At 53.2% G+C, this 15,756-nt stretch carries 15 protein-coding genes; 10 read left to right on the top strand and 5 right to left on the bottom strand.

Annotation, left to right across the window (positions count from 1 at the left end; all coding sequences use genetic code 11):
- Window positions 1-12 precede the first annotated feature (12 nt).
- From elbB to ACHZBS_RS27990, 4 genes are all read left to right on the top strand, one after another.
- Window positions 13-669: an isoprenoid biosynthesis glyoxalase ElbB gene (elbB, locus tag ACHZBS_RS27975; protein WP_319409825.1), complete on the top strand. Its 657-nt coding sequence runs from the start codon at window positions 13-15 to the stop codon at window positions 667-669.
- A gap of 299 nt (window positions 670-968) precedes the next feature.
- Window positions 969-1,238 (top strand): iron-containing alcohol dehydrogenase, encoded by a 270-nt coding sequence (locus ACHZBS_RS27980; RefSeq protein WP_319409826.1) that lies wholly within the window; start codon window positions 969-971, stop codon window positions 1,236-1,238.
- Window positions 1,225-1,728, top strand: a complete 504-nt coding sequence (gene gpt, locus ACHZBS_RS27985; protein ID WP_319409827.1) for a xanthine phosphoribosyltransferase — start codon at window positions 1,225-1,227, stop codon at window positions 1,726-1,728. Before ACHZBS_RS27980 ends, gpt begins: the two co-directional genes overlap by 14 nt.
- Before the next feature lie 44 nt (window positions 1,729-1,772).
- On the top strand, window positions 1,773-2,717 hold the full coding sequence (locus ACHZBS_RS27990; RefSeq protein WP_319409828.1) for a hypothetical protein: 945 nt from the start codon (window positions 1,773-1,775) through the stop codon (window positions 2,715-2,717).
- 82 nt (window positions 2,718-2,799) lie between these two features.
- On the opposite strand, the gene ACHZBS_RS27995 is transcribed toward ACHZBS_RS27990, so the two are convergent.
- The 3 genes from ACHZBS_RS27995 to ACHZBS_RS28005 all read right to left on the bottom strand — a co-directional run bounded on the left by ACHZBS_RS27995 (window position 2,800) and on the right by ACHZBS_RS28005 (window position 5,786).
- Window positions 2,800-4,101, bottom strand: coding sequence for a TRAP transporter large permease (locus tag ACHZBS_RS27995; protein ID WP_319409829.1), 1,302 nt, complete (start codon window positions 4,099-4,101; stop codon window positions 2,800-2,802).
- 138 nt (window positions 4,102-4,239) lie between these two features.
- Window positions 4,240-4,752, bottom strand: a complete 513-nt coding sequence (locus ACHZBS_RS28000; RefSeq protein WP_319409830.1) for a TRAP transporter small permease — start codon at window positions 4,750-4,752, stop codon at window positions 4,240-4,242.
- A 14-nt stretch (window positions 4,753-4,766) separates the two neighbouring features.
- Window positions 4,767-5,786 (bottom strand): TRAP transporter substrate-binding protein, encoded by a 1,020-nt coding sequence (locus ACHZBS_RS28005; RefSeq protein WP_319409831.1) that lies wholly within the window; start codon window positions 5,784-5,786, stop codon window positions 4,767-4,769.
- A 237-nt stretch (window positions 5,787-6,023) separates the two neighbouring features.
- Between ACHZBS_RS28005 and ACHZBS_RS28010 the strand changes: the two genes are divergently transcribed.
- Both ACHZBS_RS28010 and ACHZBS_RS28015 read left to right on the top strand, forming a co-directional pair.
- Window positions 6,024-6,512, top strand: coding sequence for a YbaK/EbsC family protein (locus tag ACHZBS_RS28010; protein WP_319409832.1), 489 nt, complete (start codon window positions 6,024-6,026; stop codon window positions 6,510-6,512).
- Window positions 6,513-6,707: 195 nt separating this feature from the next.
- Window positions 6,708-7,133 carry a hypothetical protein gene (locus tag ACHZBS_RS28015; protein ID WP_319409833.1) on the top strand — a complete coding sequence of 142 codons (426 nt, stop codon included), beginning with the start codon at window positions 6,708-6,710 and terminating at the stop codon, window positions 7,131-7,133.
- A gap of 23 nt (window positions 7,134-7,156) precedes the next feature.
- Here ACHZBS_RS28015 and ACHZBS_RS28020 read toward each other — a convergent pair whose 3' ends face one another.
- Window positions 7,157-8,734: a sigma 54-interacting transcriptional regulator gene (locus ACHZBS_RS28020; RefSeq protein WP_319409834.1), complete on the bottom strand. Its 1,578-nt coding sequence runs from the start codon at window positions 8,732-8,734 to the stop codon at window positions 7,157-7,159.
- Window positions 8,735-8,921: 187 nt separating this feature from the next.
- On the opposite strand from ACHZBS_RS28020, the gene ACHZBS_RS28025 reads away from it, so the two are divergent.
- The 4 genes from ACHZBS_RS28025 to ACHZBS_RS28040 all read left to right on the top strand — a co-directional run bounded on the left by ACHZBS_RS28025 (window position 8,922) and on the right by ACHZBS_RS28040 (window position 12,293).
- Complete coding sequence (locus ACHZBS_RS28025) at window positions 8,922-10,070, top strand: transglycosylase SLT domain-containing protein (RefSeq protein ID WP_319409835.1); 1,149 nt, start codon at window positions 8,922-8,924, stop codon at window positions 10,068-10,070.
- Window positions 10,067-10,882, top strand: a complete 816-nt coding sequence (locus ACHZBS_RS28030; RefSeq protein ID WP_319409836.1) for a YpsA SLOG family protein — start codon at window positions 10,067-10,069, stop codon at window positions 10,880-10,882. Before ACHZBS_RS28025 ends, ACHZBS_RS28030 begins: the two co-directional genes overlap by 4 nt.
- Before the next feature lie 26 nt (window positions 10,883-10,908).
- The gene (locus ACHZBS_RS28035; protein WP_319409837.1) at window positions 10,909-11,727 is read left to right on the top strand and encodes a CoA pyrophosphatase; all 819 of its coding nucleotides are present in this window, start codon (window positions 10,909-10,911) and stop codon (window positions 11,725-11,727) included.
- Between the two features lie 149 nt (window positions 11,728-11,876).
- Window positions 11,877-12,293: a pancreas/duodenum homeobox protein 1 gene (locus tag ACHZBS_RS28040; protein ID WP_319409838.1), complete on the top strand. Its 417-nt coding sequence runs from the start codon at window positions 11,877-11,879 to the stop codon at window positions 12,291-12,293.
- 31 nt (window positions 12,294-12,324) lie between these two features.
- On the opposite strand, the gene ACHZBS_RS28045 is transcribed toward ACHZBS_RS28040, so the two are convergent.
- Window positions 12,325-15,615, bottom strand: a complete 3,291-nt coding sequence (locus ACHZBS_RS28045; protein ID WP_319409839.1) for a PAS domain S-box protein — start codon at window positions 15,613-15,615, stop codon at window positions 12,325-12,327.
- Window positions 15,616-15,756 lie beyond the last annotated feature (141 nt).

Consider the following 15,756-nt stretch of genomic DNA (forward strand, 5'->3'; position numbering starts at 1 on the left):
AAAGGACTTTAAATGGCAAAAAAAATTGGTGTGCTATTGTCCGGTTGCGGCGTATTTGACGGTTCGGAAATCCACGAAGCGGTGTTGACCCTTCTGTTCTTGGATCGCGCGGGGGCATCGGCCGTGTGCATGGCTCCGAATGTGGATCAACTGCATGTAATCGACCATTTGACTCAGCAGGTAGTCGATGAACGGCGAAACGTGCTGGTGGAGTCGGCACGAATCGCCAGGGGTGAAATCCAGGATGTCAGCGCGGTAAGCGCCGATGACATCGATGCCCTGATTATTCCCGGAGGGTTCGGTGCGGCCAAGAATCTCAGCGATTTCGCGGTCAAGGGACCCCAGGCGCAGGTCCATCCCCACGTGCAACGGCTATTGGAAGAAACAGCCGATCGCTCAAAACCCATCGGCGCCGTGTGTATCGCTCCGGCCACCCTTGTGCGTGCCTTGTCTGCACGGTCGCCCCGGGTAACTATTGGCAACGATGTCGGCACGGCGTCGGCCATCGAATCCATGGGTGGAGTTCATACGGTTTGCAAGGTATCGGATATTTGCGTGGATGAAAAGAACCGAATCGTCACGACACCGGCCTATATGCTGGGACCCGGCATCAAGGATGTGGCCACCGGCATTGAAAAACTGGTCACCAAAATTCTATCCCTCTGTTGAGCAACCGCATGCAGCCGGCAATAAATAATGCTTCCAATTTCAATTCCTTCCCTGGATTTCGGCTTTTTGCACCGCTACGTGGGAAAGAAAATCTTCTATTGCCGGGCCGACCACTGGGGCAACGACACCGGGCCGATGACAGTAATTAATCTATAAATTTTAATTATTACAATGAATAGGGCAACTGATCTTACCAGTTGCCCTGATTTTTTAAATGGTATACGGTGTCGAGTCGGATTTGAATTCATAATCGTATTTGGCACTGCTTACAGGCATGTTGCCTTCACGCTAAACGGATATTGCTGCTCCATGCCGTGGAGGCATATACCTGTTTTGCCAAAAAACCGCTCAGTGATGCCCATGCGCTGCTGGCCATTGAATTGATTGGTCAAAATTTGTTGAGTGTGATAAACGAACCGGACAATGCGGATGGGCACCTGGCGCTGGCCGTGGGTGCAACTCTGGCTGGCATGGTCACCCTTTGGTCATGTCCCATACATGGGCGGGAACGCCCCTGGATCGGAACCACGTTAAAAAAGGTGGCCTTCAAATTCAATGACCACTGGTAAAAAAAACGATTATCATCGTACCTATCCCATTTCGTGGGAACAATTGCATCGGGACGCCCGGGCGTTGTCATGGCGCCTGATCGAACGGGGCCCCTGGCAGGGAATTATCGCGATTACGCGTGGAGGCCTCGTGCCCGCCGCTATTATTGCAAGGGAATTGGATATCCGATTGGTTGACACTATCTGTATTGCAAGTTACGCTGGCCGGGATCAGGGGCAGATCCAGGTGCTCAAATCCACCACCGGTTGCGGAGACGGCTGGCTGTTGGTTGACGATTTGGTGGATACAGGCAAGACGGCCCGATTGGTTCGTGAAATGGTTCCCAGGGCTCATTTCGCCACCATCTATGCCAAACCGGCCGGCCGGCCCCTGGTTGATACCTTCATGACTGAGGTAAGCCAGGATACCTGGATCCTGTTTCCATGGGATTCGGAAATACAGTTTGCCCAACCCATTGCGGGACAAAAACAGCAGGATCAAGAACCATGATCCCCGTACTATGGAAGAAGGAGATTGGTGCAATGCGAATCGGGGTGATCGTTTTCATTGCAGCCGTTGTGCTGTCAGCTTGTGTCCATCTGGACATCAATAAAAACATAAATGCATTAAAGCGAATTCAACCCGGTGACTCGCAAGAGGTCGTTTTCGATACCCTTGGCCCGCCGGATCTTCGAAATGACATCAGCGACAAGCATTTTGTGGCCTTTTACCGGACAAAAGCCGGAATTTTATCCGGTCCGCCCGTATCCGCAGCCTTGTGCACGCCGATCTCTTTTGAAAACGGACAGGTGTTTGTTGTTGGAGAGGATCTGACCGAACGCTGGACACAGGAGGAAAAAGAACGACTCCGCCAAGCGGCTGTTACCGAGAGCGAACGACAACAAGCTGAAATGGCCGAAGCTGCGCTGCGGCGTGCAAAGGCAGCGCGTCAGGAGAAAATTAAGGCTCTCGAAAACGAGGTTAAGCCCGTTCCTGCTTCCAATGCGGTCTTGAACCTGAAGCTGTACCGCCAATTGCTGGGACTGGACCCCGACAACTCCCGCTATCAGAAAAAAGTTGCTGTATACGAAGACCGGCTGGCGAAGCAAAAAAAGGCGCGTGAAGAACGCGCCGTCCGTTCTGCTAAAGCCAAACACCGGCAGGCTTGGGAACAGGCCCGTGAGGCGCGCAACAAAAAGCTCAGACAGTATACCGGAAACGGCATCGCAGAGATGGCGGTGCACGATATGGGCAATGGTTCGCTTTACGTTTGGGTAAAAAACGTCAGTAAACAGATTATCACCACCCACCCCGACCATTTTACTCTTATAGACAGTGAAAACAATCCGGTGGCGTGTGAGATCAGCGACAGCTTTGACAGCGTACTGGAGCCAGGCAGCATTTCCCATGGCAAGATTGAATACAGCCGTGAGATCGAACCCAAGGAACTGATCTTTCAGAACCGGGAGTCGGGCCGAATATCAAAATCATTTCAGTAATCAACACGGCACTTCAAATGAAAACCGTACGATCCGGGTATCCGACGTGCGGTTTTTTCTATTCAAATAAGGATCGGTTTGTCTATTTCATCAGTCCAGGCAGGAACAGGGCAATCTGGGGAAAGGGTATCATCAGCGCCACACCGACTACCAGAGCGATGAGCAGGGGAATGACGCCTTTGAAAATCACCTCCAGAGGAACGGTTCGGGCCACTCCGCTGACCACATAGACGTTGACGCCTACCGGTGGGGTGATGACTCCGATCTGGGTGACCAGAACGATGATGACGCCGAACCACATGGGGTCGTAACCCATGGAGACAATCACCGGATAGAAGATGGGCACGGTCAGCATGATAAAGGCCAGGGCATCGATAAAACAGCCGCCGAGCAAATAAACGCCGATAATCATGGACATGATCATATAGGGTGGCAGGTTGAAGCCGGTCACCCACGTGGCGACTTCGAAAGGAATCCGGGTGATGGCTAGAAAATGGCCGAAAATGGTGGCGCCGGCTACGATCACCAGGACCATACAGGAGATGCGGGTGGTTTCAAACAGGGCCTGGATGAAGCCTTTGATGGTGATGTTGCGTCGGACGGCGGCGATGACCAGCGTACCCATGGCGCCGATTGCACCGGCTTCCGTCGGTGTGAATATGCCGAAGAAAAGCCCGCCCATGACCATGGCGAACAGGATCAGTGTTTCCACCAGGCCGGACAGGGATTCCAGCTTTTCTTTAACCGTTGTTCTGGGCCCTCGGGGGGCCAGTTCAGGTCGCATGGTGGCCCAGACAATGACGGTTAAGATAAACAGCGTGGAAAGCAGGATGCCCGGTACGATACCGGCCATGAACAGCTTGCCGATGGATTGCTCGGTCATGATGCCATAGATAATGAAAATGACACTGGGCGGAATCAGTATGCCCAGACTTCCACCGGCTGCCACCACACCGGTGGCCAGACTGTCCTGATAGTGGTATTTTTTCATTTCGGGAAGGGTCACGGCGGCCATGGTGGCAGCCGTGGCATTGGTCGACCCGCAGATGGCTGAAAATCCGGTGCAGGCTCCCAGCGTGGCTACGGCCATGCCCCCGGGCCAATGTCCGATGAAGGTGTAGGCCACTTTGAACAGGCGGCTGCTGATACCTGAATGGAAGGCGATCTGTCCCATCAGGATAAACAGCGGAATGACGGTCAGATTGTAAGAACCGAATACATCGAACAGGTCTCTGGCCATGAGGTTGAGGGCTGCATCCAGGGTCACCAAATAGGCGAAACCGGTAACGCCTAAAAGGGTCATTAAAAAACCCACGGGCATCTTGGTAAAGATCAGGACAAACAGCAAAATAAGGCCGGCAACGCCGGCAATGGTGGGACTCATTGACTATTTTCCCTCAATTCCGTTTCAGATAGAATGGGTAAACGGAGTCCTCGCTCGTCGACGTATGGCCAATGCGACAACCGCTCTCTGTGTTGCCAAAACCGTTATCTGAAGGTTTGAATTTTATCTGCATGATCCTCAACGAATCGGTGTTGTCTTCTTTACAACGGGGTTGAATACTTTTACCCACCAAGATACGGAGCTGGCGTAAAGCACAATACTGAGCATGGCGCATCCCGCAGCAATGCCGAAAACGAATGGGTGAATGGGCATCTGCAACGTCATGGAAACCTCTCCGCTGGCCTTGAGATCCCGGGCATAAATCACACACTGACCGCATACCACCGTAAACAGCAGGGCGCATATACCCGTGTTGATCCCCTCAACGGCATGCTGTAACCGTTTGGGAAAGCGCTGCACCAGAAAATCAACGGCAATATGTCCCTGATCCACGGAGGTGCGAGCCAGGGAGAAGGAAACAAAAACCGCGCCCAGCAGTCCCACAATTTCATACGTTCCTGGGATGGGATAACGCAATAAGCGCAATAGCACATCCAGGCAGGTCAGGACCATCATCCCAACCACGGCGGCCGTGGCAATGCCATTGAAGAACGAGGCCAATCGCCCCACCTGTCGTTCGATCCGATTCAATGCAGCGCTCCTGATTATTGTTGGCCATCAATGGTGCCTGAGAGCATATCGACATACGCTTTGCCATCCAGTCCCTTGGCGGCTGCACCGGAAATATAGGCATCGATGATGGGACGCACTTTCGCTTTCCAGCGAATGGTTTCATCGCTGCCAAGCTGCAGGATTTCGTTTCCCAGACTGGTGGCATACACGCGGCCCTCTTCATCACCCTGATCCCAACGTTGACCGTGGACATCAATCCACCGGTGGCTGGTTGTCTCGAAGACACTTTGAATGGCCGGGCTAAGCGAATGCCATTTGGCCTTGTTCATCACCACAAACATGGCCGTCGTGTAGCCAACGCTGTTGCAGTCGGTGGTGTATTTGACCACTTCGGCCTGCCGCCACCCTTTGAGAACCTCAATGGGGCCGAAGGTTCCCTCTACCACCCCTTTCTGCAAAGATTCATAGGTGTCTCCCTGGGGCATGGCCACGGGTACAGCACCCAGCGCCTCCACCACTTTGGCGCTGAGACCGGTGGAGCGAATTTTCATGTTCTGCAGTTCTGCCAGGGAGCTTACCGGCTTTTGGGTGTGCAGCAGGCCCGGACCGTGGGCGTGCAGGTAGAGCACTTTGACGTCACTGAGTTCGACGGGCGTGAAGGTTTCGTAAAAAGTGTTGGCCGCACGGGTTGCGGCGAGGCCGTTGGGATACCCCAGCGGCAGATCGAGGGCCTCCATGACCGGAAAACGACCCCGGGTGTAGGCAAAGCAGGACATGCCGATATCCGAAATCCCTTTGACCACACCGTCATAGCACTGATTGGCCTTGGTCAGGGTTCCCCCCGGGAAAACGGTGATTTTGACCTTGCCGTCGGTCAGTTGTTCGATCTCCTTGGCCCACTCGATGCCGGCCAGACACTGGCCGTGGGTGGGGGGGAAAAAAATGCTGTAGGTCAGATGGATCGATTTGGCAGCGCCGACAGCAGGGGAAAGGACAATAGTTGCCGCCACGAAGGCAACCAGGCTTAGAACGAACGGGCGAAGCAGTCTCATCGGCTCTCCTTTTGATTCCGGTAGAACTTCATCAATTTACAGTTAACATATTGCAAATAATATCTTTTATAAAGAAATAAAGTCAACGATCGATCCCCCCTGCCTCCGATGCAAAGGTCTATGAAAATTGAACGCAACTTGATATAAATGGCTATCGCTGTCAACCGGTTTTTGGATAAAAGGCCACCGCTTTATATCTTACATCGGTACTTCGATACACTCGACAATGGAGGTCAAATGCCCAGACCCAGATATCCGATCACCCCGGCCATACGCTTCTTGCGGTCCAAACAGGTTGATTTTCATTCTTTGATCTACCCCTATGCCAATCACGGTGGAGCCCGTCAGGCAGCCGTGGAATTGAGTATCCCCGAGCATCGGGTGGTTAAAACCCTGGTGATGGAGACCGAAGACCTGTCGCCATTGTTGGTGCTTATGCATGGCGATCAGGCCGTTTCTACCCGGCAACTGGCCCGTGTCATCGGGGCAAAAAAGGTGCTTCCCGTCCGTCCTGAAAAAGCCTTGTATTGCACCGGATACCAGGTCGGCGGTATCAGTCCTTTCGGCACCCGTCAGAAGATGCCGGTCTTTGTCCAAGCCACCATATTGGAACTGAAAACAATCTATATCAACGGGGGTAAAAGGGGGTTTATCGTTGAGATCGATCCGGCCATACTGTTGAAGACCTTGGCCGCCATTCCTGTCGATGTAGCCGCGTTTTCGTAACAACCCCATTGCGGGAACCGATTCGCTCTTGATAAAAAACAAGGGAATACCAGTTTGGTAGTGCTTGCCAGAGATATGCCTGTTGCTTTATAGTCATTGAGCATCCGAATGTTGACTGGCCTCCCATGACCGCTGCTTTAAAAACAGGGGCAGCGATCGGGGTAGGCAGATATCTGTTTGAAGGGAAAGAAACCCATGCCACGTTCCGATCTCGAAGCCCTGGAAATCATCTGCCAACGCATCAGCCTTAATATTCCTGAAAACTGCCCGTGGCGGTGGGACAAAGAGTTCAATCTGGCACTGGCGGTGATCGACCGTCAGGATGAAATCATGGTCGAGCTTCCGCTGACCCTTGAATTCTCGCACAAATGGGATTTTACCACCATCAATGATGCCGATGCACCCGTTCGAGATTATTTCCAGACCGGGTTCGGTATCGTACCGGGCCAGAAAGTGTTTACCATGGATCCTGTTAATGGGGTGGTGCTCTATGCAGCGTGGTGGCCATGGGGGGACGATGAACGGATTTCCCTTCGGTTGGGCCTGGTTTCCATATCTGACAAAAAGTTGGAAAATGCCGATATTAAAAGGTTAATCTGCCGTTGGCTGAATCTGGAATAAAGGCCGGACAGCGGTTGGATGCCCTACAGGTGGTGTTTTTTTATCTTGTTTCGAAGGGTGGTGTGGGAAATGCCCAGACGGCCGGCGGCCTGACGGATACTCCTGGACGACTTAAGAGCTTTGGCGACGATCTGTCGTTCCAGTGCATTCAGTTGGCGAGCAAGGTCATTGCCTTCTTCCACCGGATCCACAACATTGCAGGCGGTCAATACCGGGGTGGCCAGGTCGAAACTGAACAGGATCGATTCAACCCCGATTATCGTGGTGTCGCATAAGATGGCCGCCCGTTCGATCACGTTTTTCAGTTCCCGAACATTACCCGGCCAGCTGTGGCGGATTAGTTTATCCAGCGCTTCGGGCGAAAGGTGTTGCAGATTGGTGGAGAGTTTGCAGTTGATCTGCAAGAGAAAGTGATCTGCCAGTACGGGAATGTCTTCAGTCCGGGCGTTTAAAGGCGGCAGGTGGATGGGCAGCACGTTGATGCGGTAATACAGATCCTGCCTGAAAGCGCCGGTCTCCACCAACCGTTCCAGGTTCCGGTTGGTGGCGGTGATGATCCGTGCATCGACCTCGATTTCTGACCTTCCTCCGATACGCCTGACCCGTTTTTCCTGGATGGCCCGAAGGATCTTGGCCTGCGGTCCCGGTGGAAGGTCGGCAATTTCGTCAAGAAAAAGAGTACCGCCACTTGCCTGCTCAAACAGGCCGGCACGGCCGCTTTTTTGGGCTCCGGTAAAGGCACCGCTCTCATAGCCGAACAGTTCGCTTTCCAAAAGCGAATCCGGAATGGCGGCGCAGTTGACCGGAATAAATGGGCCGGATCGGAGGCTCTCGGCATGGATCGCCCGGGCAAACAGTTCTTTACCGGTGCCGCTTTCGCCACGGATCGAAATAATGGACGGGGTGGGCGCAATTTTACGGGCAAAGGCAATAGCTTGTTTGACGGACGGGGTGCCTCCCACAAAGGCATCAAAGGAGATTTTTTCCGGTTGGGAAACTTCTTCCACCAATGCCTTGATCTCCTTCATGTCCTTCATGATTTCCACGGCACCGATAATCCTTCCGGTGGAATCGATAATCGGGCGGGCGCTGGTAAAAAATTCGAATTGCCCTTTTTCCGTCGAAACACTGCGGCGAAGCCGTGAATACTGCCGGCCTTCCAGGCACGAAAGCAGGGTGGCGTCCATGGCGGCAGTATCATCGATTCGTCGGCCGATCAGATCACGGTTGTGGCAGTTGAGAATCGTTCGGGCCAATTGGTTGATGGTGGTTATTCTTCCTTTGGCATCGATGGAGACAATGCCGTCACTGATATTATCCAATACTGTGTGAAACGTATTTTGGCGATTTTCGTTGGGCGTGGTCTTGATAAAACGAATGGACTGCAGACCGTTGAGTCCGGACAGGGTTTCCAGAATAGCCTTCCCCGACATCTCCCGATTGACAGGATCCAGCTCCAGATAAACATCGGCAAAGTGCTGTTTGCGCTCGACCTCCATGGAGACGATGTTCATGGCCCGATCGGCAACACGCCTGGAGATATCCGCAACAATGCCGATGCGATCCGGAAATAGAAGGTTTAGTTTGAATGATTGGCTCACGATAGCAACTCCGGGATCGATGATGGGCGGCGGTTCGGGAAACTATAGAAATTCAAGTACCCGTTGGCAAGTGACAAATGGACCAAACTGATTATGATTATGTTTCAATCGTGTTGAGATCGATTCTTTTTTATTGAGCCAACCCATTTATCTGAGTGCGTTCATTACCAAACACGGAAACATTGATATGACAGCAGCGATGCGGCCCAACCTCTTTGTTTGCATGTTAGCGATACTTTTTTCAGCGCTGTCTCCCTGTATAACCGCGGCCGAGGGAATCACCGCCGACTTCCTGCTTTCGGCGCTCAAGTTGGAACAGCCGATTCTGTTATGTGGTGAAACGGTACCCGTGGATGACCCGCAGACGATGGAGCGGTTTGAGAAGGAAATGTTGGTTTCTCTGGGAAACCGCCCCCAGGTTATTCTCTGGCTGAAACGGACCACCCGCTATTTCCCCTACATCGAAAAGATGCTCAGGGATAATGTGCTTCCCGATGACATCAAGTATCTGGCCATCGCAGAAAGTGCCCTTAGGATGCATGCCGGGTCCCGCAAAGGGGCCATGGGAGTCTGGCAGCTGATGCCTCAGACCGCCAGAAAATATGGATTGATCGTGGACGACAATTTTGACGAACGGCGCAACCTGTATTTGAGTACACCGGCGGTGCTGACATACCTCAAGGATCTTTACGAGCGCTTTGGTTCCTGGAGCCTTTCCCTGGCGGCTTATAACATGGGGGAAGAAGGACTCGAAGCGGAAATCCTGGAGCAGGGCACAACCAATTATTACCGACTCTATCTTCCCTTGGAAACCCAGCGCTTTGTCTTCCGTATTCTGGCCATCAAACGTATTGTCGAAGCGCCCCACAATCATGGTGTCACCCTTTCTCCAGAAGATTTTTATGCTCCGGAGACCTTTTCAACGGTTCAGGTCAATGCCTTCGCGGATCTTCCCCTTCGCCTGATTGCCAATGCAGCGAAGACCGATTTTAAGACAATCAAAGACTGCAACCCGGAATTGCGGGGGCACTATCTGGCGGCCGGAACGCGCTTGGTCAACATCCCCGGCGACGGTGAAACGGGGTTTCAAGTCCGTCTGGCAGCCCTGATAGAAGCGGATACCAGAATTCGCAGCCAGCGTATTTATGTCGTCAAGAAAGGAGACAGCCTTTCGGGCATTGCCCAGAAATTCGAGGTGCCCCTTGCTGCATTGCTCATCTGGAACCGAATAGGCATTAATAAAGTGCTCCAGCCCGGACAGAGGCTTGTTATTTTTCCTGCCGCGCCGGGAAGGAAGACCGATCTTAAAGATATTGAGGGGGATTCGGACGGATGATTGAGAAAATAATTTCCGGCGGGAAGCCGGGCGCTGCCGCAGCTGCCGTGGAGGTAGCCATTAAGCTGGGGTTGGCCTATGGTGGGTGGTGCCGTGAAGGTGAACCGATCCCGGATAAATACCAGCTCGAACGGTTACCCCACGCCCCCAATCGATTGGTCACGGAGAAGGCAGTCGAGGATAGTCACGGCTCTCTTTATTTCACAACAGGAGAAACGGCTTCCCTTCGACTGGAAACAACCCAAAAAGCCGCTGAGCGGTTAAATAAACCACTGTTGATTTTAGATCTTTCCATCGAAAGCGGTTTTTCTGCATCCCGGCGGATCGCCGTGTGGCTTACCGAAAATCGAATCCGGGTATTGCATGTTGACGGGGAGGATGAAGGATGCATCGTTTCTTCTGTTGCAGAAAGTGTATCCAAGATCCTTGAGGCGACCTTTTTTCTATCGATGATGGAAACCGGTATCACTGCGCCGCTGCCGTCGGTCGTCGAGCATGAGCGCCTGCATCAACTGGAAAATCCACCGGAAACCATGGAGGCGGCGGTGATTTTTCTGGAACGCTCGTTGTCACTGAAAGACAGGGCCACCATTGCCAACCTGACCGCAGATGAACTGGTTTCCCTTCATTTTACCCTGGGAAGCTATATCAACAGCCATTTCGATCTGTTCACCACCAACACCAGTTTGCTGACGGACTGTCAGCGTCGGTCCGGCCAGTGGGGGCTGGCGCCCAAGGATGTGGCTGCGGTAGTTATCCGGGCGCTCTGGGACCGGTTGCGGGCGACCTGCCGTATCCGGGTCATCAAGTGAGCGCGGCCACACCAATGGAAACAGTCATGCCAACGTTGCCCCGATCGCCCGAAGCGTTTGTCCGCCTCGTGCAGCACCGCCTTTACCGTCAACCACCGGCAACCTTCGCGTTCGATACCCATGGCGATCTGAGTCTGAATTCGGCGGTGCTTTTCCTTCTTGGAAAAGGTTCCAATGGGAAGCCTTTTCTGATTTTGAACAAGCGTTCCCAGCATGTTCGCCAACCCGGCGACCTGTGCTGTCCGGGCGGCGGGATATCGCCGACCATTGACCGTTGGCTGGCCCGATGGCTTAATTTGCCCATAACGCCATTGTCCCGTTGGGCTCACCAGCCGTGGTGGCGGCGTTACCGGAAAAAGGATTTCCCCAAACTGGCCCTGCTGCTGGCCACTGCTTTGCGGGAAGGGTTCGAAGAAATGCGGCTCAATCCACTCGGCGTGAGGTTTTTAGGACCCATGCCGGCTCAGCATCTGGTCATGTTCAAACGGGCCATTTACCCGATGGTGGGATGGGTGAACCACCAGAAACGCTTTTTCCCCAACTGGGAAGTGGATAAAATCGTTTATATCCCTCTATCGACGTTTTTTGACCCCGGCAATTATGCCCGGTATCGAATTTCGTTCAAGGCAGGTAAGCCGGGTGCGCCGGATATGCCTTATCGGGATATGCCCTGTTTCATTCATCGCCAAAATGGTCACGATGAATTGTTATGGGGCGCAACCTACCGGATTACCGAACGCTTTTTGAAAACCATATTTGGTCATGTCCCGCCTCCGATGGCATCCCTGCCAGTCATCCACCGTCGGTTGGGGCCCCATTACCTCCTGGGCACTTCACCCCAGTGAGTGGATTGTGTCGGCACTGCGTTGCTGCCCGGGTGATTGATCTTAAAAGCCCCGTAGTGTAAATGAATCTTCCGGGTTGAGAGCCCGATGTTGAGGTTGGATTAATGGCGGCTGCTCCAGTTAAGAGTCAAACCTGAGGAACCCAAACGATGGGCACACCTTCATACGAGACGATTTTTGCACAGCGTGTACTGGACGAAATTTTCCCCTCGAACCGTGCCGATCTTTTTTTTGCCGCCCTTTTGGGTGATGCGTCGGAAGGCGCCTATGATATCAATCTCGCGTACGCCGGGAAAACGCACGATCGGGTTGACTTCGAATTTCAGCTCAAACAGCGCCCGGGAAAGTGTCTGGCCTGCCACCTGACCTACGGCTTGCCCGAGGTGTTCCTGCGGCACCCGGTTATCGATGTCGCCGGTGTGGTCCGGCAAATCGATTCACGGATGATCGATGGCCAACAATGCGCCGAATGGACATTAGGCCGCATCCGGGAGGTTTCCCGGGCCATGCATGTATTGCCCCTGACCGTGAAGCTGACTCCCGCCAAACCGTTAGCGCCTGGGTGATCGTTTTCGACTACGGGTCGTAAAGGGGGAGTTATGCAGTTTCAGGATCAGCACGGTCATTTAAGACTTTATCCAGCGTAGCTGCCAACTTTTCGATATGATAGGGCTTTTGAATAAAGCCATCTCCTACCGCCTCATTGCCATTTGTCCCCATGCCGTCGAGGCTGTATCCACTGGATAATAAGACCTTGATGCCGGGTCTGATCTTTTTCAGCCGCGCCAAAACCTGCCGGCCGCTTAAATCGGGCATGATCATATCCAGCAGCACTCCGTCAATGTGGTCCATCTCCCTTTCGAACAGGCCAATGGCCTGATGTCCGCTGTTGGCTGGGATGACATGGTATCCCAGATCTTGGAGGATACCTGTCAGGGCAGTCAGGATGTAAGGCTCGTCATCTACCACCAATAGCGTGCCGGAACCGTTATGCGGCAAATCGGGCACTGGAACCGATACTTTTTCCGAAGATCTTGATACGGCCGGTAGATAGATCGTAAATGTTGATCCTTGATTCACCTGGCTTTTCACTTCGATGATGCCGCCGTGGTTCTTGATGATACCAAATGCCGAGGCCAGTCCCAAACCGGTTCCCCGCCCCATTTTTTTTGTGGTGAAAAACGGCTCGAAAATTCTCTTCAGGGTTTCCGGTTCGATACCGTTACCCCGGTCTTGGACACTGATGGATACATAGGGGCCAGGCTTGGCGCCGGAAGAGGCAGTGAAGACCTCATCCAAGATCACATTTTTCGTTGAAAGGGACAGCGTCATGTCCCCGGCCATGGCTTGCCAGGCGTTAACGTAGAGGTTGACCAGCACCTGGTCGATCTGGCCCTGATCGGCTTCCACCGTCCAGATTCCTTTCTGATAACGGGTATGAATCTGAATTTCTTTTTTAGTCCGGCCGAACATTTCGGCGGTCCGCTGGACGGTCTCGTTTAGATTGATGGGAGTGACCTGGTATTTGCCGCCGCGGGCATACCCGAGCAGTTGGCGGGTGAGGGTGGCACCGCTCTCCACGCATTGCTCGATGGCCCCCAGGTATTCGGACAGTTGACTGCCGGTGTCGAGCTTTGAGGCGATCAGGGATATGTTGCCCATGATCCCCATGAGCAGATTGTTGAAGTCGTGGGCGATGCCGCCGGCCAGGGTACCTACCGCCTCCATCCGCTGGGCATGGTTCAATTGTCCTTGAAGCTTCTCTTTTTCTTTCTGGGCAACGATCTTTGCCGTGACGTCGCGGGCCACTCCGCGAAATCCGCTAACAATGCCGGAAGGATTCAGAATTAGGGCTGCGCTCAGGTCCAGCACCTTCTTTTCTCCGTTTTTGGTAATCACCGAGTAGGTGATGACACGCACCGGCTCACCGGACCGGGCCATTTTGCGGAAGGCCTGGATGATCTCCCGGGTTGATGGATGCGCTGAAAAGTGCCTGAAATGCATGCCGGATAGTTCATCCATGGTGTAACCCATGATCCGGCAGGCCGCCTCATTGACAAAGGTGAGGGTGCCGGAATAATCCAGTTCAAAATAGGCCTCCTCAATGGTGTCCAGAATGGTCCGGTATTTCTCTTCGCTGATCCCGAGCTGCTTTTCGGTGGCGCGGCGTCGTTCGATCTGTGCCACCAGACCGTCGTTGGCTTTTTGCAATTCAAGGGTTCGCTCCTTGATTAAGGCCTCCAGCTGACTCTTGTATTGAAGCAGTTCCTGTTCGGCTGTTTTGCGGTCGTTGATGTCCCGCAGGGAGCCGATGATGCGATAGGGCTTGCCGGATCGGGTTCGAAGGATCATGGAATTCAAGGAGCAGTGTTTGATGCGGCCGTCCTTATCCCGAAACACTACTTCCCGGTCATTGAGTCGCCCCTGGTCTATCAGCTGTTGAACGATGCCAACTCTCTGGCCGGGATCCGCATAAATTTTGAGAAGGGTTTTTCCAATCAGTTCCTGCCGCCGGTATTGGGATATTTTTTCAATAGACGGGCTGATTTCGATCAGCGTTCCCTTGAGAGAGGCTTCGTAATAGACATCCTGGATATTGTTAAAGATTCCCTGATATTTTTTGCGGCTTCGTTCTACGGCGGTCTTCATTTCGGCAAACGCACTGGCAGTCTCCTGGATTTCGGAGTAGGCGGAGTGAATTTGCGGCAGCGGCGTCGAATGACCCATTTTGATTTGCCTGGAGGCGTGTTCCAACAGCGCAATCGGGCGGATGACACCACGGGCCAGGAGAAATCCCATAAAGGTGGCAAACAGAGAGATCGCCATGGTGACCAGAATATTGAAGAAGCGGTTGGATTTGATGGCGCCGAGGTAATCATCCTCCGGCAGGTAAACCCCGATGATCCAAGGCCATTGAGGGGTTGAAAAGGGAGTGAACATCGCCAGATAGACCTGGCCTTCTTGCGTAAACCGGGCAAAGCGCGATTCGTCCATGATCAGCATCCCCGAGGCGTCGGTTTGAATCTTTGCCGCTACGAAGGCTTTCCGGCTGTGCGCGTCGTCGAGTTCATCGATTTTTGCCAGGCGTGCGGCACCCCCCTCCGACGTTCCTTTGACTTTCAGCTTCTCCAGATCCCCGAAGGCCACCACGTCGCTGTTGCGGTTAAGCATGAAGGCCTTTCCATGCTTGCCGATTTTCAAGTTGCCGATGAATATCGACAGCTGGTCGATTTCTATATCGACACCGACGACGCCCATGAGTTTTCCGGATGAATCGTAAAAGGGTCCGGCAATGGTGATTCCCGGTTTCTGGGAAGTGTAGAAGATGTAAGGATCCGTCCAGACGATTCGGTTTTCCGTCAACGCTTTCTGGTACCAGGGCCGGTTTCGTGGATCATAGGTGTCTGAGTTGTTGGTTTCCTCTGACATCTGCTTGAAAAGTGGATCTCTATAGATCAGGCGGACCTGCTTTTCCTGGGGAGTGTTCAAGATGACTTTGGTACGAAATCCCCCTTGAGCCTTCGCGTCAAAATGACGCACATCGTAGAAATTTCCCTGGGGGGTACCCACATAAATACCGGCAAAGTGGGGATTGACGGAAAGCTGATCGTGCAGATATCTCTCAAGGAGATTGATCTGGTTCGTTTGGCTGCCCACCACATTGGATGCCAGCAGTCGCCTGGTTAAAGCGGCCGCACCGTGGGCGTGCAGCAGGTGGCGCTGGGACTGCTCCATGGCCAGTTCAGCAATGTTTTTCATGATATCCCGGGCATGTTGACGAAGTACTTCCTGGGAGGTTAGATAGGACGAGGTGGTGGTGATCAGGTGGGTTCCCCAGATCAGGCCTAAAAAACCGGCAATTAATGCCCAGCGAATGGAAATCTTCATAGTTGTCCCACAGGTCGGTAGAGGTCAGGTTGAAAGAAACTGTACATTCAGTTAAAACCGCTGCCCAGCGTAGTTGGCCAAGTCGGACCTCACGCTTAATCGGACTGGGATTGATGTATATGGGGCGGTCCAAGCTTTCAA

This window comes from uncultured Desulfosarcina sp. (assembly GCF_963664155.2).
In the GTDB taxonomy this organism is placed as follows: Bacteria; Desulfobacterota; Desulfobacteria; order Desulfobacterales; family Desulfosarcinaceae; genus Desulfosarcina.

Excerpts from the sequence above, each read along its gene's own strand:
- ACHZBS_RS28005 (WP_319409831.1), bottom strand. The coding sequence starts at position 5,786 with ATGAGACTGCTTCGCCCGTTCGTTCTAAGCCTGGTTGCCTTCGTGGCG.
- elbB (WP_319409825.1), top strand. The coding sequence starts at position 13 with ATGGCAAAAAAAATTGGTGTGCTATTGTCCGGTTGCGGCGTATTTGAC.
- ACHZBS_RS28030 (WP_319409836.1), top strand. The coding sequence starts at position 10,067 with ATGATTGAGAAAATAATTTCCGGCGGGAAGCCGGGCGCTGCCGCAGCT.
- ACHZBS_RS28035 (WP_319409837.1), top strand. The coding sequence starts at position 10,909 with ATGCCAACGTTGCCCCGATCGCCCGAAGCGTTTGTCCGCCTCGTGCAG.
- ACHZBS_RS28025 (WP_319409835.1), top strand. The coding sequence starts at position 8,922 with ATGACAGCAGCGATGCGGCCCAACCTCTTTGTTTGCATGTTAGCGATA.
- ACHZBS_RS28045 (WP_319409839.1), bottom strand. The coding sequence starts at position 15,615 with ATGAAGATTTCCATTCGCTGGGCATTAATTGCCGGTTTTTTAGGCCTG.
- ACHZBS_RS28015 (WP_319409833.1), top strand. The coding sequence starts at position 6,708 with ATGCCACGTTCCGATCTCGAAGCCCTGGAAATCATCTGCCAACGCATC.
- gpt (WP_319409827.1), top strand. The coding sequence starts at position 1,225 with ATGACCACTGGTAAAAAAAACGATTATCATCGTACCTATCCCATTTCG.
- ACHZBS_RS28010 (WP_319409832.1), top strand. The coding sequence starts at position 6,024 with ATGCCCAGACCCAGATATCCGATCACCCCGGCCATACGCTTCTTGCGG.
- ACHZBS_RS28040 (WP_319409838.1), top strand. The coding sequence starts at position 11,877 with ATGGGCACACCTTCATACGAGACGATTTTTGCACAGCGTGTACTGGAC.
- ACHZBS_RS27995 (WP_319409829.1), bottom strand. The coding sequence starts at position 4,101 with ATGAGTCCCACCATTGCCGGCGTTGCCGGCCTTATTTTGCTGTTTGTC.